We start from the raw sequence: 24505 nt of genomic DNA on the forward strand, positions 1-24505 counted from the left end.
CAAGTCTCTTCGAAAAATAGGACTGGCCGGATATCGTTCCTGTTTCGCGAAATGCTTCCCTACCGGGTATATATAGTCATGACGACGCGCGCGATTCCCGGTTTGTTGCCGGTTCAGCTTTCATGGTGATGCCACACCCGACTGTAATTTGGGCCAGATTTGTGATATCAAAGAGTTGATTAGCATTCTACCAATCCTGGTAGAGCGCAAATTGGGATGAATTATCAAGCACATAAACCGTTCCTGCTGCCCTGTTGGGAGGCGGGTGCGGTGTTTTGTGCGGTGTGAAGCTATTGAGCGACCGTCTATTTCACCCCAAATAAACCTTATTGAAATGAAAAAGCGCGACATAGGCGCGCCGATTATTGAATTCCAGGAAAGCATTGAGGAACTGAACGCAACATGACCGCCGACACGACACCTAGCCATGCGCCGCAGAACGTGACCTCCCAGGGTCGCGGCAAGGGCGGCATGCGCTTTGGGGCGTCGGAGAAGGCAGAGGCGCTCTTCCATGCGGCACAGCGCCATTCGGTCCGTGTTCGTGTCTTGAAGACCGCGCTGCCGGTGGCCGCTGTTATCGTGGCGGCCGTGTTCTCATGGTACACGTTTCTTGCGACGCCGAACACGCCCATAAAAGTGGAAGTGAATAATGGCGGCGAAAGCGGCAAGCTTGTCATGACGAGCCCGCACCTCAATGGATACACCAAGGACAACCGCCCCTATTCGATGACCGCTGCCAAAGCGACGCAGGATGCGAAGAACAGCGGCGCGATTTCACTGGAAGGCATTTCCGCCGAATTGCCGGTTGGTGAAAAGGGCATGGCCAAGGTCGAGGCGACGTCCGGTGTTTACGACAATGCCAATGGGCGTTTGCAACTTGATAAGGACTTTACTGTTACCACGGATGATGGTTTGCGTGCGGTGATGCATTCTGCGGACGTAAATCTGAAGAGCGGGCAGATCACGACCGACAAGCCCGTCGACATCCGCAGCGGCAGCACGCATATTCTGGCGGACAGCATGCAGGTCAAGGACAACGGCAAGGTTCTGATTTTCGAGAACAAGGTTCGAATGACCGTTGACGGCAGCGTTGTTTCGCCCAACAAGGCTCCCTGAAAAGGAAGCCTGATTTGAGGACAGGCGAAGCGTTCGGACCGATTCATATCTGTGCGGGCGCTTGAGTACGTTGCGAAGCCGGTTTTCGGATTGAAATGTGCTCGAAAACAAATTGTTAGAGCGTGATTCTGATGCAATCGGAATGCCACAGGCTCTAAACCGCTTTTTTGATCGCATTTTGCGATGCCGAATGTTCCCATTTGGACGCAAAGTGCTTAATGTTGCGTCTGACCGCATGTCGGCCCAGGAATGGTCGAATGCTTCGGGGAGCTGGTGATATATGGAACGCGAGACGGGCAAGATGAACAAGGGTACGATGGCCCGCACTTTGCGGATGGGATTTGCAGTTCTGGCGCTCGGCATGGTCGCGGCCCCGACAGCCTCTCTGGCGCAGGAAGGCGCGGCTGTGAACGGCCTGAAGCTTTCCAACAGCAAGGCTCCCGTAAAGATCGATGCCGACAAGCTTGAAATGCGCGACAAGGAAGGCGTTGCCGTCTTCACCGGCAATGTTGCCGTTTCGCAGGGCGATGCACTGCTGAAGGCCGGCCAGATGACGGTCTATTACAACAAGGCCAAGAAGGACGGTGACGCTCAGGCGCCGGAACCGGCAAGTGCCGGCGTGGGTGGCCTCGATTCATCGAGCATCGATCACATCGACATCTCTGGAAAAGTCTATCTCAAGTCTGGCACCCAGGTCGCAACCGGCGATACGGGCCGCTATGATGCCAAGAACCAGGTGATGGTTCTCCAGGGCCAGAAGGTGGTGCTGACCGATGGCGACAATGTCGTGACCGGCTGCAAGCTGACCGCGCATCTCGATACGGGACGCGCCAATGTCGAAAGCTGCAAGGGGCAGTCCAAGGGTCGCGTATCGATCATTATGGCTCCGAAAGATCAACAGCAGGGCGGTGCTGCGCCCAAGCAGAACTGACCGGAGCAGGCGTGGGATTGTTCTGGAACAAGAAGGCCGACGGGTCGCAAGACGCATCGCAAAATGTGAACGCACCATCCGATGTTGCCGGAGCCATGCCCGGCCAGCCGGGTAAGTCGGCGCGTCTCAAGGGTACGCTGGTGGCACGCGGTCTCTGCAAGAGCTATCGCGGCCGTCAGGTCGTCAACGGCGTGTCGTTCGGCGTGCGGGCGGGTGAAGCCGTCGGTATTCTGGGGCCGAACGGTGCCGGCAAGACTACCTGTTTCTACATGGTGACCGGTCTCGTCCCGGCTGATGCGGGCTCCATCGAGATCGATGGTTTTGATGTCACATCGATGCCGATGTATCGCCGTTCGCGTCTTGGCATTGGCTATCTGCCGCAGGAAGCGTCCATTTTCCGTGGTCTTTCGGTGGAAAACAACATCAAGGCCGTGCTTGAAGTGGTGGAGAAGGATCGCTCCAAGCGCGCATCCGAACTGGACGCACTTCTGGAAGAATTTCACATCGCGCATTTGCGCAAGGCACCCGCCATTTCGCTTTCCGGCGGTGAACGCCGCCGTCTCGAAATTGCCCGTGCGCTTGCCTCGCGCCCGAATTTCATGCTGCTGGACGAGCCTTTTGCGGGCGTCGATCCGATTGCCGTTTCGGATATTCAGCAGCTTGTCCGCCATCTGACGAGCCGCGGCATCGGCGTCCTGATCACCGATCATAATGTGCGCGAAACGCTCGGCCTTATCGATCGCGCTTACATTATTCACGCCGGTCAGGTGCTGACGCATGGACGCCCTGCGGAAATCGTTGCCAACCCGGACGTGCGCAGGCTTTATCTCGGCGACCAGTTCACTCTCTAGAGCGCCCATCGGTCTGAACGAATTCAGGCTGGCGCTCCAAATTCCCATGTTGACGCATCGTGATCTGGGAGCGCGCGAAACAGCGCGCCTCCACATTTGCCCACGCTTCCGCGACTAATTTCCCCTTTTGCTTGAAAAACGCGCATTCTGAATTGACAAGCAAGGTTCATACCAGTTTTCATTCCGTTCGGCCTGAACATGCGGTCCGTGGAGGTCGGCAGGGGTAAACCGGGGAGAAAACACGTCGCATGGCTTTGTCGCCCAAGCTCGATTTCCGTCAGTCGCAATCGCTGGTGATGACTCCCCAGTTGATGCAGTCGATAAGACTGCTGCAAATGACGCATGTGGAGCTGGAGCAGTTTCTCGACGCCGAAATCGAAAAAAATCCGCTTCTGGACCGAATCGAGGCAGCAAATGATGATTTTGCAGGCTCGGATTCCGTCCGCGACGATGGAGAAGCCGGTGAGGGGGAAATAGAGTCCCAAGCCTCGGAGGACGACTGGTTCAAGACGGAAGTCTCTGGCGATGCGGAGAGCCTTTCTTCCACCTTTGACAGTTCGCTTGAGAACATCTTTCCCGACGATCCGGGGCGTTCCGATGAGATCGGGCCGGACCTTGTCGCGCAATGGAAATCCGCCGGCGGCGACGGATATGTTTCAGCCAGCGCTTATGACATCGACCAGGTCACGGCGAGCCGGGTTTCGCTGGGCGAGCATGTGGCGGAACAGATCGCGCTGACTTTTTCCGCGACGATGGACCGGTTCATCGCAACCGCGCTTGCCGACGCACTGGACGAGAGCGGCTATCTGCGTGTTGATATTGTGGGGCTCGCCCAGAACCTGGGCGTGGAAACGGTCGAAATCGAGCGCGTGCTCGGTGTAATGCAAACCTTTGATCCCCATGGCCTTTTCGCTCGTGACCTGCGGGAGTGCCTGGCGATACAGTTGCGTCTCAAGGACCGGTTCGATCCGGCGATGGAAGCTTTGATCGACAATCTCGATCTTCTGGCGCGGCGCGACTTCGCGACGCTCAAGAAACTTTGCGGCGTCGATCAGGCCGACATTCTCGATATGCTGACCGAAATCCGCATGCTCGATCCAAAACCGGGCGCATTGTTCGAGATTTCGGTCGCCGATGCCATCGTGCCGGACGTGCTGGTGACGCCGTCGCGCGATGACGGCTGGGCCATCGAGTTGAATGCCGCGGCCATGCCGCGCCTCATCGTTAACAATGAATATTATGCTGAGGTGAACGCCTCGGTGAAAGCCGAGGAAAAGGCGTTTCTCTCGGACTGCATGCAGACGGCGAACTGGCTTGTGCGCAGCCTTGACCAACGCGCCCGCACCATCCTGAAGGTCACGCAGGAAATCGTGCGGCAGCAGGACGGTTTTCTGCGCCACGGAGTGACCCATTTGAAGCCGCTCAACCTCCGCATTGTCGCGGATGCGGTCGGCATGCATGAATCCACCATCAGCCGGGTGACCGCGAACAAGTTCATGGCGACGCCACGCGGCGTGTTTGAATTGCGCTATTTCTTCAATGCTTCCATCGCCTCCTCCGAGGGGGGCGACGCGCATTCATCCGAAAGTGTGCGTCATCGCATCCGCCAGATGATTGACGCCGAAAAGCCTGACGACGTGCTTTCCGATGACGCCATCGTGGATGCCCTCAAGAAGGACGGTGTGGATATTGCGCGAAGAACGGTCGCAAAATACCGGGAATCGATGAATATTGCCTCATCGGTACAACGCAGGCGGGAAAAGAAGGCGAGATTGTCGGCTTCCTGATTGTCCGCCAAGACGGTCCCGAAAATGTATTTCAAGCTTCGTTCTCCTGTGAAAACAGGGGAGGAACGCTCTAAAATTTTTGACTTGGCGCGCTGTTCATTCAGAAAAATTCGATCTCGATTTGTGAAAAGATCGACATTGCAGGGCGATCAACTGGCAAGAGGGCCAATTGACAAGCGCCATTTCAACCAATAGAAGCCCGGCTCGCGCTGCGGCCCGTAATTAAAGCCTCGGTTTTCCGGCTTTCACGACAGGCGGTCAGCGTGAACTGGGGCGCTGGTCCGTAATACGGCTCGTTACACGGAAGCCGCGTCAAAGCAGAATTGAAGCATGTCTTCCGGATTGGCCGGTTTTCGGGAGAAAGCATGAGATTGACGTTTCCAGCATATGTTTCTGCGGGAAATGTCCGGGAATGCGTAATTTCTGGAAGAAATTGCGATTGTGCATATGTTTGAAGGAAGGACAATGTGGCGTTCCAAGGCATGTCATCCAAACGGGTGACGCTAACCGGGCGTTACGTAAGAGAAATGTGTGGCAACCACCCCGTCAAGGGGCTTTTCCGGGAGCAGCCAGGACTTCAAAGGCTTTTCGGAAGGTGTTTCAACACCTCTGCGGAGAGTGCGCCTTAGAAGCTTGTCGGCATCATGGATCTGGTTGGAAAACGCACTGGATGAAAAGCATCTTTGATGCTGGTTCGCTTTGCGCTTCGCTCGCCTTGTGATTAGACTGGGTTCTGTGGTGTAACGCAAATGAGGTGTGCCAAATGACTCTGCGTGTATCTGGAAAGCATATGGACGTCGGTGAAGCTTTCACGACCCGGATCATTGATCGGGTTAACGAAGCGGTCGGCAAATATTTCGATCATGGCTTTTCCGGACAGGTTACGGTCACCAAGTCCGGTTCGCGTTTCAGTGCCGATTGCACCCTGCACCTCGATAGCGGTGCGACTCTGCAAAGCACTGGCGAGGCGCAGGATCCGCAACTGGCTTTCGAAGCGGCTGCGGACAAGATCGAAACCCGCCTTCGCCGCTACAAGCGCCGTCTGAAATCGCGTCCTGCCACGCAGCCGGATGCGATCTATGATGACGTTGCATATCGTGTTATGGCACCCCTGCCGGAGGAAGAGGAGGATCTTCCGGCGGATTACGCGCCGACAATCGTTGCGGAATCGTCCGTCGCCCTGCGCACCATGTCGGTGGCGTCGGCGGTCGTGGAACTGGATCTCATCGAGAATCCGGTTCTGGTATTCCGCAATGCCGGCAATGATGAAGTTAATATCGTCTACCGTCGGGCGGACGGCAATATCGGCTGGGTCGATCCATCGATGGTCACCCGCCAGGCCGCGCCCCGCGCCTGACGGCAAACCTGAAGCGCACGCAGCGGACCGCGATCGGCGGCCGCGTGCGCTTCCCAAAACCGGGCTGAAAAGGCCTGATTGAAGAAGGAACGGAGAGAATGGATCTTAGTGATCTGATTCAGCCAGGGGCGATTATCCCTGCGCTGAAAGCCAGCTCCAAAAAGCAGCTTTTGCAGATTCTGTCTGAGAAGGCTGCGGAACTGACCGGTCTCCCTGAGCGCGAAGTTTTCGAAACAATTCTCCAGCGTGAACGCCTCGGTTCCACCGGGGTGGGCAATGGCGTTGCCATTCCGCACGGTAAGCTGGCGAACATCAACAAAATAGCCGGAATCTTCGCTCGTCTGGAAACCCCGGTCGATTTCGAGGCGCTGGACGATCAGCCTGTCGATCTTGTTTTTCTGCTTCTGGCGCCGGAAAATGCCGGCGCGGATCATCTGAAGGCTCTCTCGCGCATCGCCCGTATGCTGCGCGACGCCGATACTGTTGCGAAGTTGCGCGGCACGCATGACGCGCAGGCGCTATATTCATTCCTGACCGCTCAGCCAGCGTCCAACGCGGCCTGAGTTCAAATAGTTTCTCGTAAACAAAACCGCCGTTCAGCTTGAACGGCGGTTTTGTTTGTCCGCTCGCAGAAACGATGTGCGGGGAAGGCAGATGCCGCCAGCGACGCGATACCGGCGATGGCCGTTATCGCACCAAAGATCAGTGCAGCATCACGGTGCGCAGTTCGTGCTCCTGTGCGCCCTGCAGCGCGGTGGCGCGAACATCGGAAAGCACGATTGGCTCACCGCTGGCGCCAAACAGCGCCCAGAGTTCCAGGCCCGGCTCGATCGGTGGGAGGGCAGGGAAGCTGCGGGCAAGGTCATCAGAACGGATCTTGCGCACATAGGCAACTTCACCTTCGCCGAGATGGGCGAATTCGTTTTCGGTGAATATCTGTCTGTTCATGGTCGTAGCCTCCATTTCGTCGGCATGTCATTTGCGACCATGCCGCTTCAGAGCTTCACATTTTCAATATAGCGGACTTGTGCTGAACAAAAACTGAACAGTTTCAGTCTTTCACCGCTATGTTGATTCGTTTGATCAGCCGCTCCGGTTCCGGGCGGTCGAGATCGATGGCCAAAAGGCCGTTTTTCAGATCGCAACCGAGAACCCGCATGCCGTCTGCCAGAACGAAAACGCGCTGGAACTGCCGGGCAGCGATGCCGCGATGCAGAAATTCCCGTTCGGTATCGTCGGTCTGGCGTCCGCGGATGACGAGCTGATTGTCTTCCGTCATGACTTCGAGGTCGTCGCTGGAAAACCCGGCCACCGCCAGGGTGATGCGCAGACGTTCGGAGCCAGTCTCGCCACGCAGGCGTTCAATATTATAGGGCGGATAACCATCGCCGGATTTAGCGATCCGTTCCAGCGTCTTTTCCATCGTGTCGAATCCGAGCAGCAGAGGGCTCGAAAACGGTGTCATTCTTGTCATTGCATCAGTCCTTGATGAGAAGCGACCGTTATGAAGAGAACCCATACGGCGTACTCTTCGCTAACTGATATGGCTTGTGAAAAGCCTGACTTCAAGGGCCAATCCGGATTCCTTCACTCCATCGTAGGGTGAAGTTCAGGCGCAAGATACCCGGGAACTTTAGGAGCGCTTACCGACGCGCTTCGGCGAGTGCCGCGCCGAAGGCCGTGGCGAAGCTTTCCCGATCATCGGGATTGAGGAATTTGCCGACCGCGACGCTCGCTTCGCGGCTCTCGACGCTCATGCCGGTGATGCCAATGTCAGGCTTTCGCGCAACCTTGAACCGTGTCCAGAACGGATTGAAGCGATGCGCGGTCACCTTGCCGGATGCCGCATATTTGCGAATATGCAGGGCGGAGCGCGATATGGAGATTTCCTCCCGCGCCCGGGCGGCACGATAATTCCAGCGGAAGGCCAGATAGATGAGCAGGACATCAAGGCCGAAAAACCCGAAGATGGGCCAGGCCCCGATGGACCAGAACAGAATGCCTACGAACATCCAGCAACCGATCAGGGCTCCCATCAGCACGGCAAAGCCCGTCCGCCCCAGGGAACGATAGGGCGTGAGCAGGGCCTCGAAAATGGGTTTGTCGAACCGGTCGGGTTCCGCGCCGTCTGGGTGGTGCATCGTTTTCAGATCATCTCGCAATGCCGCATCGGGCCTGCGTCAAGCTGCTGATTGTTTTGTCGATAGGGAAACCATTATAGAGGCGGAATGGAAAAGGCCAAAATCAAATCGCCCGTGAACGCATCTCCCGCCCGTTCCCAGCGCCGGGTGCGGGGCACGCTTTATACGGCGGATGAAATTCATGAGATATTCCGCCGTTTCTCCATCCAGAGACCCGAACCGAAGGGCGAGCTTGAGCATGTGAATGCATTCACGCTTCTTGTCGCCGTCGTTCTTTCGGCGCAGGCCACCGACGCAGGTGTCAACAAGGCGACGCGGGGGCTCTTTGCCGTTGCCGATACACCGCAGAAAATGCTGGCGCTCGGCGAGGAGAAGGTCGGCGACTATATCCGCACCATCGGTCTTTGGCGCAACAAGGCGAAAAACGTCATCCTCCTGTCCGAAGCCCTGATCCGCGATCATGGCGGCAAGGTTCCCGGCGACCGGGATGAACTGGTGAAATTGCCGGGCGTTGGCCGCAAGACGGCCAATGTGGTGCTGAACATGGCTTTCGGCCAGCCGACCATGGCGGTGGACACGCATATCCTGCGCATCGGCAACCGGATCGGTCTTGCGCCCGGCAAGACGCCGGAGGCCGTGGAAGCCATCCTCGTCCGGGTCATTCCAGCCGAATACATGCTTCACGCACACCACTGGCTCATCCTGCATGGCCGTTATGTGTGCAAGGCGCGCAAGCCCGAATGCGAGAAATGCGTGATTGCGGATATCTGCAAATATCCGGCGAAAACCTGCGACGTGCCCGCGCCGCTTATCCCCTTGCCGCCGCAGGCGTGAGCTTGCTTTCGCGCTGCGAGATCGCCTTGTGCAGATGGACCATCATCGTTGCCGCAAACAGCGGGGTGAGAAGGTTGACGATGGGGATCGCCATGAAGCCTGCAATCAGCAGCCCGGCCAGAAAGACCGTCACGCCATAATGTGACCGTAGCGCCTTCGCCTCAGCTTCGGACCGATAGCGCATGGCCGCAAACTCGAAAAATTCCCGCCCGAGCAGATAGGCATTGATGACGAAGAAGGCGATCAGGTTGATGCCGGGTATGAACAGCATCAGCAGGGCGGCGATATTGCCGATGATGACGATGCCGAGAAATTTCAGCGAAACGACGATGGAACGGCCGGTCGGCAACGGCGTGCCGCGAGGATCGTTGGGATAGTCCTCGCGTTCGACTACTTCGGCGACATCATCGAGAAACAGGCCTGCAACGAGCGCTGTAACAGGTGCAATCATCAATGCGAGCACAAGCGCCAGGCCAAGTCCCGCAACGATGGCGGCAACGATGCCGAGCCAGCCTGCCCAATCCGGCATGCCGGGCAATATCTGCTCCATCCATGGCCAGGCAAAAGTAAAAAAGATTTGACGGACTGCGGCCCAAAGACCGATTAGCAGCAACAGCGTCAAACCGAGGGTCTTCCAGAAAACTGCGCGCAATTCCGGTGTGGTCAGGCGCTTCAGAGCCTTCAAGGCAGCATCCAGGATCATTTTGGCCCCAATTCCGACTGTGGACAAAGATGGAAATAGGTATGCCTCCATTCCGAAGCAAGCCGCACGATCACGGTAGGGAAGCCTGCAGGGTAGCCAAAGGGATTGCAAACGGCTAAACCGGCACCCACGTGACCGATCTGCTTCTGGCGGACAGGAGACCAATCAAAAGGGGAGCTTCTCGCGCTCATGGCCACATTCGACGTCCTTTGCATCGGCAATGCCATTGTCGACATTATATCGCGCACTGATGAGTCTTTTCTGGAAACAAACGGTATCGTCAAAGGCGCGATGAACCTGATCGACGCGGATCGTGCCGAATTGCTTTATGGTCGCATTGCGGGCCCAGTGAGGGAAATGTCCGGCGGCAGCGCCGGAAATACCGCAGCAGGCGTTGCAAGTCTCGGCGGACGATCGGCCTATTTCGGCAAGGTCGCGACCGATCATCTGGGCCGTGTTTTCGCGCATGACATCCGCGCGCAGGGCGTTGCCTTCGATACGCGCCCGTTGGAAAATGGCTCGCCGACCGCCCGTTCCATGATTTTCGTGACGCCGGACGGCGAACGCTCGATGAATACCTTTCTTGGCGCCTGTGTGGAACTTGGCCCGGAGGATGTCGAAACGTCCAAGGTGTCCGATGCGAAAGTGACCTATTTCGAAGGCTATCTGTGGGACCCCGCCGCGCGCCAAGGAAGCCATCGTCCTTGCATCGAAGATCGCGCATGAGAAAAACCGCCAGATGGCGATGACGCTTTCCGATCCGTTCTGCGTGGACCGGTATCGCGAGGAATTTCTGGAGCTTATGCGCTCGCGCAGGGTCGATATCGTCTTCGCCAATGAGGACGAGGCCAAGTCGCTCTATAAGACGAAATCGCTCGAAACGGCGATTGCCTCCATGCGCATGGATTGCGCGCTTTCAATCATCACCCGTTCGGAAAAAGGCGCGGTCGTGGTCACGCCCGACCAGACCCTGACCGTTCCCGCCATCGAAATCGATGCGCTGGTCGATACGACGGGGGCAGGCGACCTTTACGCCGCCGGTTTCCTGTACGGCTATACGAACGACCGTTCGCTTGAAGATTGCGCGCGTCTCGGTTCGCTGACGGCAGGCCTGATCATCCAGCAGATGGGCCCGCGCCCGCAACTCAGCCTGCAGGCAGCCGCAAGCCAGGCCGGGCTGCTATAAGGCCTATTCCGGCCTGATTATCCGGTCGCGCTGAAGCTCTTCTTCGGTGCGCCCGGGACGGCTTTTATAGACGGGCAATGTCCAGCCGAAATAAAGGGCGCCCCCGCGAATGACGAAGGCGGTCAAAGCCGCCGCCACTGCGCATATGGCTGGTTCGACATGCAGCCAGGCAAGCAGGACGTAAAGGCACGCACCGGCAAGCGAAGCCGTGACGTAAATCTCGCGGCGCATCAGCACTGAAGGCTCGCCCGCCACCATGTCGCGCAATATGCCGCCAAGTGTGGCCGTGGAAATGCCGGTCACAATGGCGACGGACGGCCCGAAACCGAGCCCCAGCCCCTTGGCGGCGCCCAATACCGTATAGGCGGCCATACCGATGGCATCGAGCCAGAGCAGGACGCGATAGCGCGACTCCACCATGTGCGCGGTGAAATAGACGACGATCGCGGCCAGCGTGCCGGCCAGCAGATAGGCGGGCTCGACGACCCAGAAAACCGGCGCACCGAGCACCAGATCGCGAAAGGTCCCGCCGCCAATACCGGTGATATTGGCAAGGAACAGAAAGCCGATAATGTCGAGCTGGCGGCGCGAGGCGGCAAGAGCACCGGTCGCAGCGAAAACGAAAACGCCTGCGAAATTCAAAAACTCAGGAATCGTCACGCTGTTGCTCTCCTCCGCACATGCCGGAGCATGTCCCGTTTAAACGAAACGCCGGAATCCCCCGAAACCGGTGCCCACTTTCGGGAAGCATGCTCTGTGACAACTTTTCACCGGTGTGTCCCAATAGCAATATGCATGTTATCGGAAACCAGACCGCAGATATGAAAAGAGCGGCAGACAAAGCCGCCGCTCCAATTCTCGTCGGTTTTTGTTCGGATCAGGAATTGCCTTCGGGAGCGGCAGCGCCATTGTCGGCAGTTGCCTTCGGGCCACCCTTGGAGACGCCGACCATGGCCGGGCGCAGAACGCGGTCGCCAATGGCGTAACCATCCTGCACGACCTGCACGACGGTGTTGTTCGGCAAATCCGCATTCGGCACTTCGAACATGGCCTGATGGAAATTCGGGTCGAATTTCTGGCCTTCCGGTTCCAGCTTCTTGACGCCGTGGCGTTCCAGAGCGTGGAGCATGGCGCGTTCGGTCATTTCGACGCCATCGGCGAGCGACTTGAGGCTGGCATCGGTTGCCATGGCTTCGGCAGGGATAGCCTCGAGTGCACGGCGCAGATTGTCGGAAACCGACAGCATGTCGCGGGCAAAATTGGTCACCGCATAGGTGCGCGCGTCCTGTACGTCGCGCTGGGTGCGCTTGCGCAGGTTCTCCATTTCGGCGGCAGCACGCAGCAACTGGTCTTTCAGTTCGCCGTTATCTGCTTCCAGCATGGCAATCCGGTTCGCGGTATCGTCCACTTCCGCTTCGGCTTCGTCCTCGGCAGCTTCTGCACGGGCTTCGGCCTTGCGCGCCTTCAGAAATTCGTCGGCAGCACGGTTGAGCGCCTCACGATCCCGGGGATTGTTGATATCGCGCTGCTCAAGATCGGGGTTCTGGGATTTGTTTTTTTCGTCAGCCATGATGCTACTTCCGTCTTGAATAGAGCATTTCCAGCAAAACTGCATGAGCCTTTGCGTCGGATAATGCGAAAAACAAACTATCGTCTGGGGCGGATATCGAGTTTCATGCCAATAAAATCAAGGTCTATTTTCAGTGCCTTGGTTTGCCCCGGCAAGTCTCACAGTTAACGCAGGAGCCGGGACACGATCTGTGCGGTATAGTCCACCATCGGGACGATCCGCGCATAATTGAGCCGTGTCGGCCCGATGACCCCCAGGGCACCAATAACCCTTTGCTCGCTGTCGCGATAGGGGGCCACCACCAGCGACGAGCCGGAAAGGGAGAAAAGCTTGTTCTCCGAACCGATGAAGATGCGGACGCCCGAACCGGCCTCGGCAAGATCGAGAAGCTGGACCATGCCATCCTTGGTTTCAAGGTCATCGAAGAGATGGCGCAGCCGCTCGATATCTTCCTGCGCATGGATGTTTTCCAGAAGATTGGCGCGTCCGCGCACGATCAGCCGCGCCGGCTGATCCGTCCCGGCTCCGCTCCAGACTGCCAGTCCCTGGGCAACCAGTTCCTGCGACAGCTGGTCGAGTTCCTGCCGCGTTTCTTCCGTCAGTTTTTTCAGCTCCGCCTTGGCTTCGGAAAGCGTGTGGCCATGAATATGCGCGTTGAGGAAATTCGATGCCTCGACCAGTTGCGAATTGCTGATGCCGACGGGCAGGTTGACAACGCGGTTTTCGACGTCGCCATTCTGCATGACCAGAACGGCTAGTGCCCGGGTCGGCTCCAGACGAACGAATTCGATATGTTTGAGCGCGCCTTCCGCCTTGGTGGCCAGCACGAGGCCAGCGCCGCGCGACAGGCCGGAAAGAACCTGACTTGCTTCTGTCAGGACGCTTTCGACCGAATTGTTTGTGCCGGCGGAACGAACCTGCGCTTCAATGGAGGAGCGTTCCTCCGGCGGCAGGTCGCCCACTTCCAGAAATGCGTCGACAAAGAAGCGCAGTCCGATCTGCGTCGGCAGGCGTCCGGCCGAGACATGCGGCGCATAGATCAGGCCCAGGTGCTCCAGGTCGCTCATGACATTGCGGATCGTCGCGGGCGAAAGCGTGTGCGGCAGCAATCGCGACAGGTTGCGTGAACCGAGCGGATCGCCATCGTTCAGATAGGTTTCCACAATCAGCCTGAAAATATCGCGCGAACGCTGGTCGAGCGAACTCAGAAGCTGGTGTTCCGGCGTTTTCATCATATTATGGTCGCGAAGTTTACGAATGACATAGGCCAAATATAAGGGCACAAGCCAAAGCGTCAAAGGCTTTAGGCTATAGTGACAGGGCTCTCAACATCTCTGTCGGTTTTTCGGACAGAGCGCCTTTCTATTTGTGTGTGGGAAGCCTAAAAAGCCGCACAGGTAAATGAATCGAGGAATTCTCAATGCGTCCATCCAAGCGTGCGGCTGACGAAATGCGCGCCGTCTCATTCGAACGCGGCATCTCCAAACATGCCGAGGGCTCCTGCCTCGTCAAGTTTGGCGATACGCATGTCCTGTGCACCGCGAGCCTTGAGGAAAAGGTGCCGGGCTGGATGCGCAACACGGGCAAGGGCTGGGTCACGGCGGAATACGGCATGCTGCCGCGCTCGACCGGCGACCGCATGCGCCGCGAAGCCGCCGCTGGAAAGCAGGGTGGCCGCACGCAGGAAATCCAGCGCCTGATCGGACGAAGCCTCCGCGCCGTTGTCGACATGCAGGCGCTCGGCGAAGTGCAGATCACCGTGGACTGCGACGTCATTCAGGCCGACGGCGGCACCCGCACGGCGGCTATCACCGGCGGCTGGGTGGCGCTTCATGAATGCTTGCGCTGGATGGAAGCACGCCAGATGGTGCGCGTCGAGAAGGTTCTGAAAGACCATATCGCCGCGATTTCCTGCGGCATCTATGAAGGCGAGCCGGTGCTCGATCTGGACTATGCGGAAGATTCTGTCGCCGAAACCGACAGCAATTTCGTGATGACCGGCAAGGGCGGGATCGTTGAAATTCAGGGAACGGCGGAAGGTGCGCCTTTCTCGGAAGAAGAATTCGCCAGCCTGATGAAGCTTGCTCGCGGCGGCATTGATCGTCTTGTGTCCTTGCAGAAAATGGCTGTCGCCTGATAGGAACGAGGTCTGCTCCATATATCGAGGAGACCTCATCCATGCGCGCAGCACGCATTCTTGAAACCGCTCTCTATGTCCGCGATGTCGCCGAGGCGATAGAGTTCTATCAGGGAACGATGGGACTGGAGCCGGTTGGCAAAGTCAGCGAGCGCAATGCATTTTTCCGCTGCGGAGAGGGGATATTGCTTCTCTTCAAGGCGGAAGAAACGTTGAAGCCGCCGCCCGCCGGACATTTGCCCGTGCCGGCCCACGGCACCAGCGGGCCCGGTCATGTCTGTTTCGCCGCAAGCCGCGAGGAGATGGAAGGCTGGCGCAGCCATCTGGCAAGACATGGCGTGGCGATAGAGGCCGAGTTCGATTGGCCGAATGGCGCGCATTCAATTTACTTCCGTGATCCGTCCGGCAATTCGCTGGAGATTGCCGAACCCAAACTATGGAACTGACAATGAGAAAACTGGAACAGGGCAAGCTGATCGTTGCTTCGCACAATGCGGGCAAGCTGAAGGAATTCGACGGCCTGATCGGCCCGTTCGGTTTCGAGGTCAGTTCGGTAGCTGCCCTTGGCCTGCCGGAGCCGGATGAAACTGGAACGACCTTCGAGGAAAACGCCTATATCAAGGCGCTCGCGGCTGCCGAAGCAACGGGACTGCCCGCCCTTTCGGACGATTCCGGCATGATGGTCGATGCGCTTGACGGTGATCCGGGGGTCTACACGGCAAACTGGGCCGAGACGGAGGACGGTACGCGCGATTTCGACATGGCGATGCAGAAGGTGGAGAACCTGCTGCAGGAGAAAGGCGCCCTCGAACCGCAGCAGCGCAAGGCACGGTTTGTGTCGGTCATCTGCCTTGCCTGGCCGGATGGCGAGGCGGAATATTTCCGTGGCGAGGTTGAAGGCACGATTGTCTGGCCACCGCGGGGCAATACCGGTTTCGGTTTCGACCCGATTTTCCTGCCTGACGGCTATGAAAAGACTTTCGGCGAAATGACCGCCGACGAGAAGCATGGCTGGAAACCGGGCGACGCTTCCGCCCTGTCGCACCGTGCGCGTGCCTTCAAGCTTTTTGCCGAAAAAGCGCTCAATGTGGAAGCGGCGCCCGCGAAATGAACAAGCTGTTTCCCCCTTTGCAGGCAATGGACGCTGCCCGCGCAAATACCGCCGGGGCGATACCGATCGCGCGTGCAAACGGGGAAGATGCGTTCGGCGTATATTTGCACTGGCCGTTCTGCCTGGCCAAATGTCCCTACTGCGACTTCAACAGCCATGTTCGGCACAAGCCGGTCGATCAGGCCCGCTTTTCCGAGGCGTTTCTTCGCGAGATGGAATGCCTGCGCGAACGCACGGGCCCGCGCACGATCACCAGCATATTTCTGGGCGGCGGCACGCCGTCGCTGATGCAGCCCGAAACGGTTGGCGCGCTTCTCGATGGTATTGCGTCCCATTGGTCCGTTGCACCGGATATCGAGGTGACGCTGGAGGCAAATCCCACCAGCGTGGAGGCGGATCGCTTTCGCGGCTATCGCGCAGCGGGCGTCAATCGCGTGTCGCTCGGCATTCAGGCGCTCAACGATCCCGATCTGCGCCGCCTTGGGCGCATGCATTCGGTCGAGGAAGCCAAGGCGGCAATCCGGCTGGCGCGTGAGATTTTCCCGCGCCTGTCGTTCGATCTGATCTATGCGCGCCCCAACCAGACCATAGAGGCGTGGCGCGAGGAACTGAAGGAAGCCATCGGCCTTGCTGCCGATCACCTGTCGCTCTATCAGCTGACCATCGAGGAAGGCACGCAGTTCTATAATCTCTGGAAGGCGGGCAAGCTGACGACGCCCGATCCGGATCACGCCGCAGCCCTTTATGAGGAAACGCAAAGGGTGACGGCTGAGCACGGGCTTCCGGCCTATGAAATTTCCAACCACGCCGTGCCCGGGCGCGAGTCGCAGCACAATCTCGTCTATTGGCGTTACGGGCAATATGTCGGCATCGGTCCCGGCGCCCATGGGCGTTTCGTGGAAAACGATGTGCGCACCGTCACCATGACCGAAAAACACCCGGAAACCTGGCTGGACAAGGTCGAGCGCAACGGCCACGGCATTATCGAGGAAGAATATCTCGATGGCGAGCAGGAAGGCGACGAGTTCCTGATGATGGGCCTGCGCTTGCGTGAAGGCATCGACCTTGCCCGTTACGAGCGGCTTTCGGGCCATGCCGTCGACGAAAAGCGATTGGCGAAACTGATCGCGGAAGGCATGATCGAACCGATGGATGGCAGCTTCATCCGCGCAACGCCGGATGGCGCGCTGGTGCTGGATGCGTTGGTTGCCGATCTGGCCGCTTGATTCAGACACTGAAGGACGCATGATGACGGATGAAACGAGCGGTGAGCGGCGGGAATATGTGGTAGGCGGCACGGTGATGCGTGCCCGGCCGCTGGAGCCTGCGCTTTATATCGTCTCGACCCCTATCGGCAATCTCGGCGATATGTCGCTGCGCGGCATCGAAACGCTGGCTTCCGTCGATATTCTGGCTTGCGAGGATACCCGCGTCACCCGCGTCCTGCTCGACCGCTATGGCATAGCGCGCCGTCCGATCAGCTATCACGAGCACAATGCCGCAGAGGCCGGTGAAAAGCTGATTGCTGCGCTGACGGCGGGCAAAAGCGTCGCGCTGGTGTCTGACGCCGGAACACCCCTTGTTTCCGATCCCGGTTTCCGGCTGGTGGGGGAGGCGCGCGAGGCGGGCATCCGTGTCGTGCCTGTTCCGGGTGCTTCCGCCGTTCTGGCCGCACTTGCCGCTTCCGGCCTGCCGACCGATGCCTTCATGTTCTGCGGCTTCCTGCCGTCCAAGCACGGACAGCGATTGTCGAAGCTTGAGAGCCTCAAAAATATCGACGCAACGCTGGTGTTCTACGAGTCGCCCAACCGCACGGCCGCGACACTGGGCGACATGGCTGCCGCTTTCGGAGCGGAACGCGCGGGCGCGCTTTGCCGCGAATTGACCAAGGCCTATGAAACCGTAGTCACGGCATCGCTGGGTGAACTTGCGGAAAAGTTCGATGGCGAGGATCGTATTCGCGGCGAGGTCGTACTGCTGGTTGGCCCGCCTGTCGGCGATGCTGTTGCCCAAAGCGAAGAAGATATCGACAGGCTGCTTCTGTCGCTTGCCGCCGAACTGCCGCCGTCCAAGGCCGCAGGCGAGGCGGCGCGTATGACCGGCGGGCAGAAATCGGTTCTCTATCAGCGCCTCATGCAACTGAAATCGGATCAGCCATGACGGACCTCCGCGAGAAAAAGCGAACGGCTTTCTTTCGCGGACACAGCGCCGAACGCTTTGCTTCGATGGTGCTTCTCCTCAAGGGTTTTCGGGTCGTCGCGCGGCGTTATCGCACAAGGCTTGGCGAGATCGACCTGATCGCCCGGCGCGGCGATCTGGTGCTCATCGTCGAGGTCAAGGCGCGGAACAGCCTCGAAGCGGCCCAACTGGCCGTCACGCCGCAGGCCATGCACCGTATCGAAGCCGCAGCCGATCTCTGGCTGCAACGCCAGCCCGATCATGCCCGCCTGTCGCTGCGTTTCGACCTGATCGCCGTGCTGCCGAGGCGGTGGCCGAAGCACGTCCCTGCATTCTTCACCAGCGGCAATTACTTATAAGCCTATCGAAATCCTATAAAAATTGTAGAGTATAATTGCCCCGCTTCCGGGAATGAAAATCCTGCAATTGCCTGATTTGAGAAAAAGTGATGCGCGGCGAGATTTTCGCGCGCAAGGGCGTTTCTTATAAAGCAAGGCCCTTCCATGAATAATAGCACCGTCTTGTTGCCTGATGCTTTTCCAGACACGAAACCGGTATCCGCTTTCGCTGGAAATGCTTCAAAGGATGGTGCTCATGTCTTTTTCGCAGAAGCGTCTGCTGGCTGATTTCCCTGCTTTCTTCCGGGTTTCGGAAGAGGTGGTTGTCGTCGTTGGCGGCGGCGAGGAAGCCTTGAACAAGGCGCGCCTCGTGGCGCAGACCTCCGCCCGCATTCGCATCGTCGCCGAGGAAACGGAACGCCATCTGGCCGATTTCATCGCCGCGCATGATGTGGAGCATGTCGCAGCTCCCTTTGCCAGCGAGCACCTGGAAGGCGCAAAGCTCGTCTTCGTCGCGACCGGCGATGAAGCACAGGATCGCGCCGTCGCGGCATTGGCCAGAACGCAGAAGGTTCCGGTGAATGTGGTGGACCGGCCTGCGCTTTGCGATTTTCTGACGCCAGCCATTGTCAACCGCGCCCCCATCGCAATCGCCATCGGCACCGAAGGTTCGGCCCCGGTACTGGCGCAGATGGTGCGTGCGCGGATCGATGCCGCCTTTTCGCCGCGCCTTGGCGAGCTTGCGCATTTTGCCGAAAGCTGGCGTCCGCTGGTCGAGCGCGTGCTGCCGAAAGGGCTGGCGCGTCGCAGCTTCTGGCGCGGTTTCTTTTCGGGTAGCGTTTCGCGCGCAATTGAAGATGGCGACCGTGAAGGGGCTTATCGCGCTGCCAATGATCTCATCGAGCGGCCACTGGACGCATCCGGCTATGTCTGGCTGGTGGGTGCCGGTCCCGGCGCTGAGGACCTTTTGACCTTGCGGGCGCATCGCGCTTTGATGGAAGCCGATGTGATCGTGCATGATGCCCTGGTGCCGGAGGGTGTCATTGCCATGGGCCGCCGTGACGCGGAACGCCTTGCCGTCGGCAAGCGCAAGGGCTGCCATTCCAAGAGTCAGGAAGAGATCAACCGCCTGCTGGTAACGCTCGGCCGGGAAGGCAAGCGTGTCGTGAGACTGAAATCCGGCGATCCGCTGGTGTTTGGACGCGCAGGCGAGGAAATGGCGGCATTGCGTGCTGCCGGTATCGGCTTCGAGATCGTGCCCGGCATTACTTCGGCCTTCGCCGCCGCAGCCGATATGGAACTGCCGCTGACGCTGCGCGGCGTCGCGTCGTCGCTGGTGTTTACGACCGGCCACGACATGACAGGCGATGTGCTGCCGGGCTGGGCAAAGCTTGCCGTCTCCGGCGCAACCATCGCCGTCTATATGGGCTCGACGGTCGCGGCTTCCGTTGCCGCGCGCCTGATTGCAGCGGGCCTGCATGAAGATACTGCCGTGGCAGTCGTGGAAAACGCAAGCCGTCAGGACAAGCGTCTGTTCCACGGAACGTTGAAGGATTTGCCGGATCTCGAAAGCCGCAAGGAGCTTTCCGGCCCGGTCATGGTGATCATTGGCGATGCGGTCGCCGGTGCAGCAATCGACAAGGCCGAAGCGCTGGCGCTCAAGCCGGTTTCCGTCGCAGCCTAAGAGCGCATCCCGAAAAGTGTGCAGCGGTTTTCGGACAAGATGCGCTCAAAAACAAAAAGTTAGAGCGCAGGATGCGCGGTTAACAAAAGTTTGGAGTTTGGAAATGGTCGTAAAAGTTCTCACTGCAAACCGCCTCATCGACGGGCAGGCTGTGTGGCTTGGTGCCGATGGCTCCTGGCAGGAAACCATCGACGGCGCGCTGGTCGCCCGTCATGCGGAGGCCGTCGAGGCGCTGGAAGACGCGGGAAAGATTGCCGCGAAAGCCAATCTGGTCGTGGATGTGAACGTGATCGATGTCGAGGAGCGCGAGGAGGGGCTTTACCCGATCCGCTTGCGCGAACGCATCCGTCTCTCCGGCCCGACCATCGTGACCTTCGGCGATTTGCCTCTCGACAAGCCTGAATTGAAGCGCGCTTCCTGATTGCGGATTTGGACCTAGCCTATGTATCGTTATGATGAATTCGACCGCGATTTCGTTGCGGCCCGTGTTGCCCAGTTCAAGGATCAGGTCGAGCGCCGTCTGGCGGGCGAGTTGACTGAGGATCAGTTCAAGCCGTTGCGCCTGATGAATGGCCTTTATCTGCAATTGCATGCCTATATGCTGCGCGTGGCCATTCCCTATGGCACGCTGTCGAGCCGCCAGTTGCGCAAGCTCGGCCACATCGCGCGCGTCTACGATCGTGGGTTCGGCCATTTCACCACGCGCCAGAATATCCAGTACAACTGGCCTGCATTGAAGGACGTGCCCCGCATTCTGGAAGAACTGGCGGAAGTCGAGATGCACGCCATCCAGACCTCCGGCAATTGCATTCGCAACGTGACCGCCGATCATTTCGCAGGCGCTGCCGCCGACGAAGTGGCCGATCCGCGCCCGTTTGCGGAAATTCTGCGCCAGTGGTCGTCGCTGCATCCGGAGTTTTCCTATCTGCCGCGCAAGTTCAAGATCGCCATTGTCGGCTCGGAGCATGACCGCGCCGCCATCCAGGTGCATGATATCGGCTTGCAGCTGAAGAAGAACGAGGCAGGCGATCTGGGGCTGGCCGTCTATATTGGCGGCGGTCAGGGCCGCACGCCGATGGTGGCGAAGAAAATCCGCGACTTCCTGCCTATCGAGGACATGCTGACCTATGTGACGGCAATCGTCCGCGTCTATAATCTGCATGGTCGCCGCGATAACAAGTACAAGGCGCGCATCAAGATTCTCGTCCATGAAACGGGCGTGGAAGAACTCACCCGCGAGATCGATGCCGAATGGGAAGACATCCGTTACGGTGAGTTGAAGCTGCCGCAACGCGATATTGACGCCATCGAAAGCTATTTCCGTATGCCGAACCTGCCGCAGCGGCCGGAAGGCTGGGAGATACTGGCCGTCACGCAAAGGGCCGATCCGGCTTTCGCGAGCTGGGTTGCCCGCAATGTCACGCCGCACAAGCACCCGGATTACGCGGTCGTCACCATTTCGCTGAAGCCAATCGGCGGCATTCCGGGCGATGCAAGCGCTGAACAGATGGAACTGGTCGCGGATATTGCTGCAACCTATTCCTTCGATGAAATCCGCGTGAGTCACGAGCAGAATCTGGTTCTGCCGCATGTCGCCAAGGCCGATCTCGCCGCCGTCTACGATCTGTTGCAATCGGATGGTCTGGTGACGCCCAATGCCGGTCTCATCACCGACATTATCGCCTGCCCGGGTCTCGACTATTGCGCGCTTGCCAATGCGCGTTCCATCCCGGTGGCGCAGCGCATTTCCGAGCGCTTCGGCGACCAGCAGCGCCAGCTTGAAATCGGCGATCTGAAGATCAAGATTTCGGGCTGCATCAATGCCTGCGGCCATCATCATGTCGGCCATATCGGCATTCTGGGCGTCGAGAAGAAGGGTGAGGAACTCTATCAGATCACGCTTGGCGGTTCGGCGGACGAGCATTCGGCCATCGGTGAGATCACCGGTCGCGGTTTCTCCTCGGAAGACGTGGTGGATGCCATCGAGACGGTGGTGGACACCTATCTCGCCTTGCGTGAGAGCGCGGACGAGACCTTCCTTGCCGCCTATCGCCGTGTCGGCATGGAGCCGTTCAAACGCGCGCTTTATGGAGAAATCAGCCGTGCAGCTTGATGCCGAAGAAAGTGCTGCCGCCGAAGCCCGCCTTCTGGAGGCTAGCCACGGCGCATCTTCCCCGCAGGAAGTGATCGCGCTCGCCACGCGTGAACACTATGGGGGGCAGATCGCGGTCGTGTCTTCCTTCGGCGCGGAATCGGCGGTGCTTCTGCACATGATTTCGGAAATCGACCCGGCAACCCCGGTTCTGTTTCTGGATACAGGAAAGCATTTCCGGGCGACGCTCGATTATCGGCACGATCTGGTGGACAGGCTTGGCCTGACCGATGTGCAGGACATTCTTCCCGTCGAGGAAAGTCTCAAAAGCGAAGACCCGTTCGGCGCCCTGTCGATGACCGACAAGGACCGCTGCTGCTTCATCCGCAAGGTCGAGCCGATGGCGCGGGCTGTCGCGCCCTATCGGGCCTGGATGACAGGCCGCAAGCAGTTTCAGGCATCGACCCGTGAAAGTTTGCCGGTATTTGAATCGGTCGGCCCGCGCATCCGCATCAATCCGCTGGCGCGCTGGCAGGCGGCGGACCTGAAAGCCTATGCCGAAAAGCACGATCTGCCGCCGCATCCGCTCACCGCGCAGGGCTATCGCTCCATCGGCTGCATGCCATGCACGCGCCCCGTGAGCGATGGCGAGGATCAACGTGCCGGACGCTGGGCGGGATCGGAAAAGACAGAATGCGGCATCCATCTGACGGGTCTTGCCGACAGCCTTAAAACATTGGGAGCCACGGACCGCAAATGAGCGAAATCAACGAAACAAAACTCTGGTCTGCCGATGGCTTTCGCGAGGACGACTATGTCTTTGCCGACGATCTGGACGCAGCGGGCGATGCTTCGGCTGTCATCATTCCGCTGACCATCTGGCTCGGACTGGATGAGGAGCGCCGCCGCGCCTCCAACCGCCGGATCGGCGTTACGGTTGCGCCGGGCGAAGCAATCGATCCGCTTCTGGACGATCTTGGCAGCATACCATTGATCGCCTTGCAGTTTCCGGCTTTCAATGACGGACGCTCCTATTCCAAGGCCGAGATTTTGCGCCGTGAAGGCTTTGCGGGCGAATTGCGCGCCGTTGGTGACGTGCTGATCGATCAGGCGAGCCTGATGCTGCGCACGGGCTTCGACACATTGCAGGTGACAAACAAGGTCGCGCAGAAGCGGCTTGATGAAAACCGGCTTGTCGATACCCCCGGCTATTATCAGCCGGGTCGCGGTTCCATTCCGGAAGAGGGCGGGTTTGCCTGGCGTCGCGTCAAGGCAAGTTAGGCGCATCGCTCAAATTTGCCATTTTTCTGCACGCCTTGATGCGCTAGACACGCCTCAGCAATTTCAGGGAGTCGCGGCGTGATCCGGCACATTGTTTTCTTCAGCGTCAGGCAAGATCAGGATATCGAGACTGTCAAAAGGGGATTGGAGCAACTTGCCACCATTCCCCACGCTGACCTTTTTGAAGTCCTGCCGAATTCCAAGGTCGACCCGATGTGCGACCGCATCGATCTGGTTGTCTATGCCGAGTTCAAGGATGAAGAAGCGCTTCTCGCTTTCAAGAAGCATCCAACTTACGACGCCACGACACAGCTTGTGCGTCCCATGCGCGAATTGCGTTTTTCCGCAGATGTGGTGACGGACAAGGGCTGAAGCATCTTCGAGCCAAGTGTGAAACGGTTTTGCGTTCGCAAATCATAACTACCAGTCGGACTGCGGCCTTTCCTGCAATGGCAGGCCGCCAAAAAGATCGGGCTCGCTGGACGTTCTCGCCCGCTCGATATTGAGAAGCTTCAGTTTCGTCGCCGTGCCACCCGCCGCCGAAAAGCCGCCGACCTTGCCATTGGAGCCGAGCACCCGGTGACAGGGCACGATGATCGGAAACGGATTCTTGCCCAGCGCATAGCCGACAGCCTGTGAGAGACTCACATCACCCATCCGTCGTGCAATTGCGCCGTAGGTCGTGGTCTCGCCCGTTTTCAGTTCGAGGATGATTTCATAAACCTGCCGGTTGAGATCGGGTTGGGCATCGAGCGCCAGCGGCGTGCCCGAAAAATCAACATCGGCTCCGGCCAGAAGCGCACGCACACCCTCGACTGCCCGGGTAACGAAAGCTGGCGCCTCGTTATCGTCTGCCCCGGGAAACCGCTCGCGGAGCCGATACCGGGTTTCCTTTTCGTCGGCATCCCCGATTTCGACGCCAACGATTTTCCGGCCGCGCCACGCTATGCCGCACGGTCCGATTTCTGTTTCGAAAATGGTGACGCCTGACGATTCCATGGCTGTGATGTTAGCACGGTTTTGATCACGACAATGCCGTTTATCGGGCCGCTTATCGGGCCGCTACAGGAACGTTCACGTGAAAAGTCGCAACAATTGCCAAAAATGGCGCAGCGAAATGGTTGAAGAACGACACGAATAATGATTGTGTGAAAGCGACCGGCCAATGCCCTTAAATGGCCAAATGGATTGACGAAAGTTTCCGGCAC

At 58.6% G+C, this 24505-nt stretch carries 27 protein-coding genes and 1 pseudogene; 20 read left to right on the forward strand and 8 right to left on the reverse strand.

Annotation, left to right across the window (positions count from 1 at the left end):
• Positions 1–402: 402 nt before the first annotated feature.
• The 6 genes from lptC (at position 403) to ptsN (ending at position 6605) form a co-directional block, all read left to right on the forward strand.
• Complete coding sequence (gene lptC / locus OINT_RS00835) at positions 403–1116, forward strand: LPS export ABC transporter periplasmic protein LptC (protein ID WP_006465883.1); 714 nt, start codon at positions 403–405, stop codon at positions 1114–1116.
• 280 nt (positions 1117–1396) lie between these two features.
• Entirely contained in the window at positions 1397–2047 is a 651-nt protein-coding gene (locus tag OINT_RS00840) for an LptA/OstA family protein (protein ID WP_006465884.1), read from the forward strand.
• Positions 2048–2058: 11 nt separating this feature from the next.
• Entirely contained in the window at positions 2059–2898 is an 840-nt protein-coding gene (gene lptB, locus OINT_RS00845) for an LPS export ABC transporter ATP-binding protein (RefSeq protein ID WP_006465885.1), read from the forward strand.
• 248 nt (positions 2899–3146) lie between these two features.
• Positions 3147–4685, forward strand: a complete 1539-nt coding sequence (gene rpoN / locus OINT_RS00850) for an RNA polymerase factor sigma-54 (protein ID WP_006465886.1) — start codon at positions 3147–3149, stop codon at positions 4683–4685.
• 763 nt (positions 4686–5448) lie between these two features.
• Entirely contained in the window at positions 5449–6042 is a 594-nt protein-coding gene (hpf, locus tag OINT_RS00855) for a ribosome hibernation-promoting factor, HPF/YfiA family (RefSeq protein WP_006470905.1), read from the forward strand.
• 98 nt (positions 6043–6140) lie between these two features.
• Entirely contained in the window at positions 6141–6605 is a 465-nt protein-coding gene (gene ptsN / locus OINT_RS00860; RefSeq protein ID WP_006465889.1) for a PTS IIA-like nitrogen regulatory protein PtsN, read from the forward strand.
• A 139-nt stretch (positions 6606–6744) separates the two neighbouring features.
• Here ptsN and OINT_RS00865 read toward each other — a convergent pair whose 3' ends face one another.
• From OINT_RS00865 to OINT_RS00875, 3 genes are all read right to left on the reverse strand, one after another.
• Positions 6745–6990 (reverse strand): BQ00720 family protein, encoded by a 246-nt coding sequence (locus OINT_RS00865; RefSeq protein ID WP_006470904.1) that lies wholly within the window; start codon positions 6988–6990, stop codon positions 6745–6747.
• Positions 6991–7093: 103 nt separating this feature from the next.
• Entirely contained in the window at positions 7094–7516 is a 423-nt protein-coding gene (locus OINT_RS00870; RefSeq protein ID WP_006470903.1) for an Hsp20 family protein, read from the reverse strand.
• A 169-nt stretch (positions 7517–7685) separates the two neighbouring features.
• The gene (locus tag OINT_RS00875) at positions 7686–8183 is read right to left on the reverse strand and encodes a DUF2244 domain-containing protein (protein WP_006470902.1); all 498 of its coding nucleotides are present in this window, start codon (positions 8181–8183) and stop codon (positions 7686–7688) included.
• A gap of 87 nt (positions 8184–8270) precedes the next feature.
• Between OINT_RS00875 and nth the strand changes: the two genes are divergently transcribed.
• A complete protein-coding gene (nth, locus tag OINT_RS00880; RefSeq protein WP_006465893.1) occupies positions 8271–9017 on the forward strand; it encodes an endonuclease III in 747 nt (248 codons plus the stop codon).
• On the opposite strand, the gene OINT_RS00885 is transcribed toward nth, so the two are convergent.
• Positions 8992–9720 (reverse strand): sulfate transporter family protein, encoded by a 729-nt coding sequence (locus OINT_RS00885; RefSeq protein ID WP_006470901.1) that lies wholly within the window; start codon positions 9718–9720, stop codon positions 8992–8994. The two genes, nth and OINT_RS00885, sit on opposite strands and share 26 nt — an antisense overlap.
• Positions 9721–9909: 189 nt before the next feature.
• On the opposite strand from OINT_RS00885, the pseudogene OINT_RS00890 reads away from it, so the two are divergent.
• Positions 9910–10906: pseudogene (locus OINT_RS00890) on the forward strand (adenosine kinase).
• 3 nt (positions 10907–10909) lie between these two features.
• On the opposite strand, the gene OINT_RS00895 reads toward OINT_RS00890, so the two are convergent.
• The 3 genes from OINT_RS00895 to hrcA all read right to left on the reverse strand — a co-directional run bounded on the left by OINT_RS00895 (position 10910) and on the right by hrcA (position 13711).
• Positions 10910–11566 carry a trimeric intracellular cation channel family protein gene (locus tag OINT_RS00895; RefSeq protein WP_006465895.1) on the reverse strand — a complete coding sequence of 219 codons (657 nt, stop codon included), beginning with the start codon at positions 11564–11566 and terminating at the stop codon, positions 10910–10912.
• A 217-nt stretch (positions 11567–11783) separates the two neighbouring features.
• The gene (grpE, locus tag OINT_RS00900) at positions 11784–12476 is read right to left on the reverse strand and encodes a nucleotide exchange factor GrpE (protein WP_006470898.1); all 693 of its coding nucleotides are present in this window, start codon (positions 12474–12476) and stop codon (positions 11784–11786) included.
• Positions 12477–12640: 164 nt separating this feature from the next.
• Entirely contained in the window at positions 12641–13711 is a 1071-nt protein-coding gene (gene hrcA, locus OINT_RS00905; RefSeq protein ID WP_006470897.1) for a heat-inducible transcriptional repressor HrcA, read from the reverse strand.
• Between the two features lie 185 nt (positions 13712–13896).
• On the opposite strand from hrcA, the gene rph reads away from it, so the two are divergent.
• The 12 genes from rph to OINT_RS00965 all read left to right on the forward strand — a co-directional run bounded on the left by rph (position 13897) and on the right by OINT_RS00965 (position 23669).
• The gene (gene rph / locus OINT_RS00910; RefSeq protein WP_006465898.1) at positions 13897–14613 is read left to right on the forward strand and encodes a ribonuclease PH; all 717 of its coding nucleotides are present in this window, start codon (positions 13897–13899) and stop codon (positions 14611–14613) included.
• A gap of 41 nt (positions 14614–14654) precedes the next feature.
• Positions 14655–15059 (forward strand): VOC family protein, encoded by a 405-nt coding sequence (locus OINT_RS00915; protein WP_006465899.1) that lies wholly within the window; start codon positions 14655–14657, stop codon positions 15057–15059.
• A 2-nt stretch (positions 15060–15061) separates the two neighbouring features.
• Complete coding sequence (rdgB, locus tag OINT_RS00920) at positions 15062–15724, forward strand: RdgB/HAM1 family non-canonical purine NTP pyrophosphatase (RefSeq protein WP_006470896.1); 663 nt, start codon at positions 15062–15064, stop codon at positions 15722–15724.
• The gene (hemW, locus tag OINT_RS00925; RefSeq protein ID WP_006465901.1) at positions 15721–16950 is read left to right on the forward strand and encodes a radical SAM family heme chaperone HemW; all 1230 of its coding nucleotides are present in this window, start codon (positions 15721–15723) and stop codon (positions 16948–16950) included. Before rdgB ends, hemW begins: the two co-directional genes overlap by 4 nt.
• 22 nt (positions 16951–16972) lie before the next feature.
• Positions 16973–17884 carry a 16S rRNA (cytidine(1402)-2'-O)-methyltransferase gene (gene rsmI, locus OINT_RS00930; RefSeq protein ID WP_006470895.1) on the forward strand — a complete coding sequence of 304 codons (912 nt, stop codon included), beginning with the start codon at positions 16973–16975 and terminating at the stop codon, positions 17882–17884.
• Positions 17881–18261 carry a YraN family protein gene (locus OINT_RS00935; RefSeq protein ID WP_006465903.1) on the forward strand — a complete coding sequence of 127 codons (381 nt, stop codon included), beginning with the start codon at positions 17881–17883 and terminating at the stop codon, positions 18259–18261. The genes rsmI and OINT_RS00935 overlap by 4 nt, the downstream gene beginning before the upstream one ends.
• Positions 18262–18487: 226 nt before the next feature.
• The gene (gene cysG / locus OINT_RS00940; RefSeq protein WP_077684245.1) at positions 18488–19924 is read left to right on the forward strand and encodes a siroheme synthase CysG; all 1437 of its coding nucleotides are present in this window, start codon (positions 18488–18490) and stop codon (positions 19922–19924) included.
• 103 nt (positions 19925–20027) lie between these two features.
• Entirely contained in the window at positions 20028–20345 is a 318-nt protein-coding gene (locus OINT_RS00945) for a DUF2849 domain-containing protein (RefSeq protein WP_006470893.1), read from the forward strand.
• A gap of 21 nt (positions 20346–20366) precedes the next feature.
• Positions 20367–22037, forward strand: a complete 1671-nt coding sequence (locus tag OINT_RS00950; protein WP_006465906.1) for a nitrite/sulfite reductase — start codon at positions 20367–20369, stop codon at positions 22035–22037.
• Positions 22012–22776, forward strand: coding sequence for a phosphoadenylyl-sulfate reductase (locus tag OINT_RS00955; RefSeq protein ID WP_036564826.1), 765 nt, complete (start codon positions 22012–22014; stop codon positions 22774–22776). Before OINT_RS00950 ends, OINT_RS00955 begins: the two co-directional genes overlap by 26 nt.
• On the forward strand, positions 22773–23297 hold the full coding sequence (locus tag OINT_RS00960; RefSeq protein ID WP_006465908.1) for a DUF934 domain-containing protein: 525 nt from the start codon (positions 22773–22775) through the stop codon (positions 23295–23297). The genes OINT_RS00955 and OINT_RS00960 overlap by 4 nt, the downstream gene beginning before the upstream one ends.
• Positions 23298–23375: 78 nt before the next feature.
• Positions 23376–23669: a Dabb family protein gene (locus tag OINT_RS00965; protein WP_006465909.1), complete on the forward strand. Its 294-nt coding sequence runs from the start codon at positions 23376–23378 to the stop codon at positions 23667–23669.
• A gap of 48 nt (positions 23670–23717) precedes the next feature.
• On the opposite strand, the gene OINT_RS00970 is transcribed toward OINT_RS00965, so the two are convergent.
• Positions 23718–24296, reverse strand: coding sequence for a methylated-DNA--[protein]-cysteine S-methyltransferase (locus tag OINT_RS00970; RefSeq protein WP_006465910.1), 579 nt, complete (start codon positions 24294–24296; stop codon positions 23718–23720).
• Positions 24297–24505 lie beyond the last annotated feature (209 nt).

The organism is Brucella intermedia LMG 3301 (assembly GCF_000182645.1).
GTDB lineage: Bacteria > Pseudomonadota > Alphaproteobacteria > Rhizobiales > Rhizobiaceae > Brucella > Brucella intermedia.

Excerpts from the sequence above, each read along its gene's own strand:
- OINT_RS00935 (WP_006465903.1), top strand. The coding sequence starts at position 17,881 with ATGACGGACCTCCGCGAGAAAAAGCGAACGGCTTTCTTTCGCGGACAC.
- ptsN (WP_006465889.1), top strand. The coding sequence starts at position 6,141 with ATGGATCTTAGTGATCTGATTCAGCCAGGGGCGATTATCCCTGCGCTG.
- rdgB (WP_006470896.1), top strand. The coding sequence starts at position 15,062 with ATGAGAAAACTGGAACAGGGCAAGCTGATCGTTGCTTCGCACAATGCG.
- lptC (WP_006465883.1), top strand. The coding sequence starts at position 403 with ATGACCGCCGACACGACACCTAGCCATGCGCCGCAGAACGTGACCTCC.
- cysG (WP_077684245.1), top strand. The coding sequence starts at position 18,488 with ATGGTGCTCATGTCTTTTTCGCAGAAGCGTCTGCTGGCTGATTTCCCT.
- hemW (WP_006465901.1), top strand. The coding sequence starts at position 15,721 with ATGAACAAGCTGTTTCCCCCTTTGCAGGCAATGGACGCTGCCCGCGCA.
- OINT_RS00870 (WP_006470903.1), bottom strand. The coding sequence starts at position 7,516 with ATGACAAGAATGACACCGTTTTCGAGCCCTCTGCTGCTCGGATTCGAC.
- hpf (WP_006470905.1), top strand. The coding sequence starts at position 5,449 with ATGACTCTGCGTGTATCTGGAAAGCATATGGACGTCGGTGAAGCTTTC.
- OINT_RS00885 (WP_006470901.1), bottom strand. The coding sequence starts at position 9,720 with ATGATCCTGGATGCTGCCTTGAAGGCTCTGAAGCGCCTGACCACACCG.
- OINT_RS00970 (WP_006465910.1), bottom strand. The coding sequence starts at position 24,296 with ATGGAATCGTCAGGCGTCACCATTTTCGAAACAGAAATCGGACCGTGC.
- OINT_RS00955 (WP_036564826.1), top strand. The coding sequence starts at position 22,012 with ATGGAGAAATCAGCCGTGCAGCTTGATGCCGAAGAAAGTGCTGCCGCC.
- OINT_RS00945 (WP_006470893.1), top strand. The coding sequence starts at position 20,028 with ATGGTCGTAAAAGTTCTCACTGCAAACCGCCTCATCGACGGGCAGGCT.
- grpE (WP_006470898.1), bottom strand. The coding sequence starts at position 12,476 with ATGGCTGACGAAAAAAACAAATCCCAGAACCCCGATCTTGAGCAGCGC.
- rpoN (WP_006465886.1), top strand. The coding sequence starts at position 3,147 with ATGGCTTTGTCGCCCAAGCTCGATTTCCGTCAGTCGCAATCGCTGGTG.
- OINT_RS00865 (WP_006470904.1), bottom strand. The coding sequence starts at position 6,990 with ATGAACAGACAGATATTCACCGAAAACGAATTCGCCCATCTCGGCGAA.
- OINT_RS00875 (WP_006470902.1), bottom strand. The coding sequence starts at position 8,183 with ATGCACCACCCAGACGGCGCGGAACCCGACCGGTTCGACAAACCCATT.
- nth (WP_006465893.1), top strand. The coding sequence starts at position 8,271 with ATGGAAAAGGCCAAAATCAAATCGCCCGTGAACGCATCTCCCGCCCGT.
- OINT_RS00840 (WP_006465884.1), top strand. The coding sequence starts at position 1,397 with ATGGAACGCGAGACGGGCAAGATGAACAAGGGTACGATGGCCCGCACT.
- OINT_RS00950 (WP_006465906.1), top strand. The coding sequence starts at position 20,367 with ATGTATCGTTATGATGAATTCGACCGCGATTTCGTTGCGGCCCGTGTT.
- rsmI (WP_006470895.1), top strand. The coding sequence starts at position 16,973 with ATGACGGATGAAACGAGCGGTGAGCGGCGGGAATATGTGGTAGGCGGC.
- rph (WP_006465898.1), top strand. The coding sequence starts at position 13,897 with ATGCGTCCATCCAAGCGTGCGGCTGACGAAATGCGCGCCGTCTCATTC.
- hrcA (WP_006470897.1), bottom strand. The coding sequence starts at position 13,711 with ATGATGAAAACGCCGGAACACCAGCTTCTGAGTTCGCTCGACCAGCGT.
- OINT_RS00915 (WP_006465899.1), top strand. The coding sequence starts at position 14,655 with ATGCGCGCAGCACGCATTCTTGAAACCGCTCTCTATGTCCGCGATGTC.
- OINT_RS00960 (WP_006465908.1), top strand. The coding sequence starts at position 22,773 with ATGAGCGAAATCAACGAAACAAAACTCTGGTCTGCCGATGGCTTTCGC.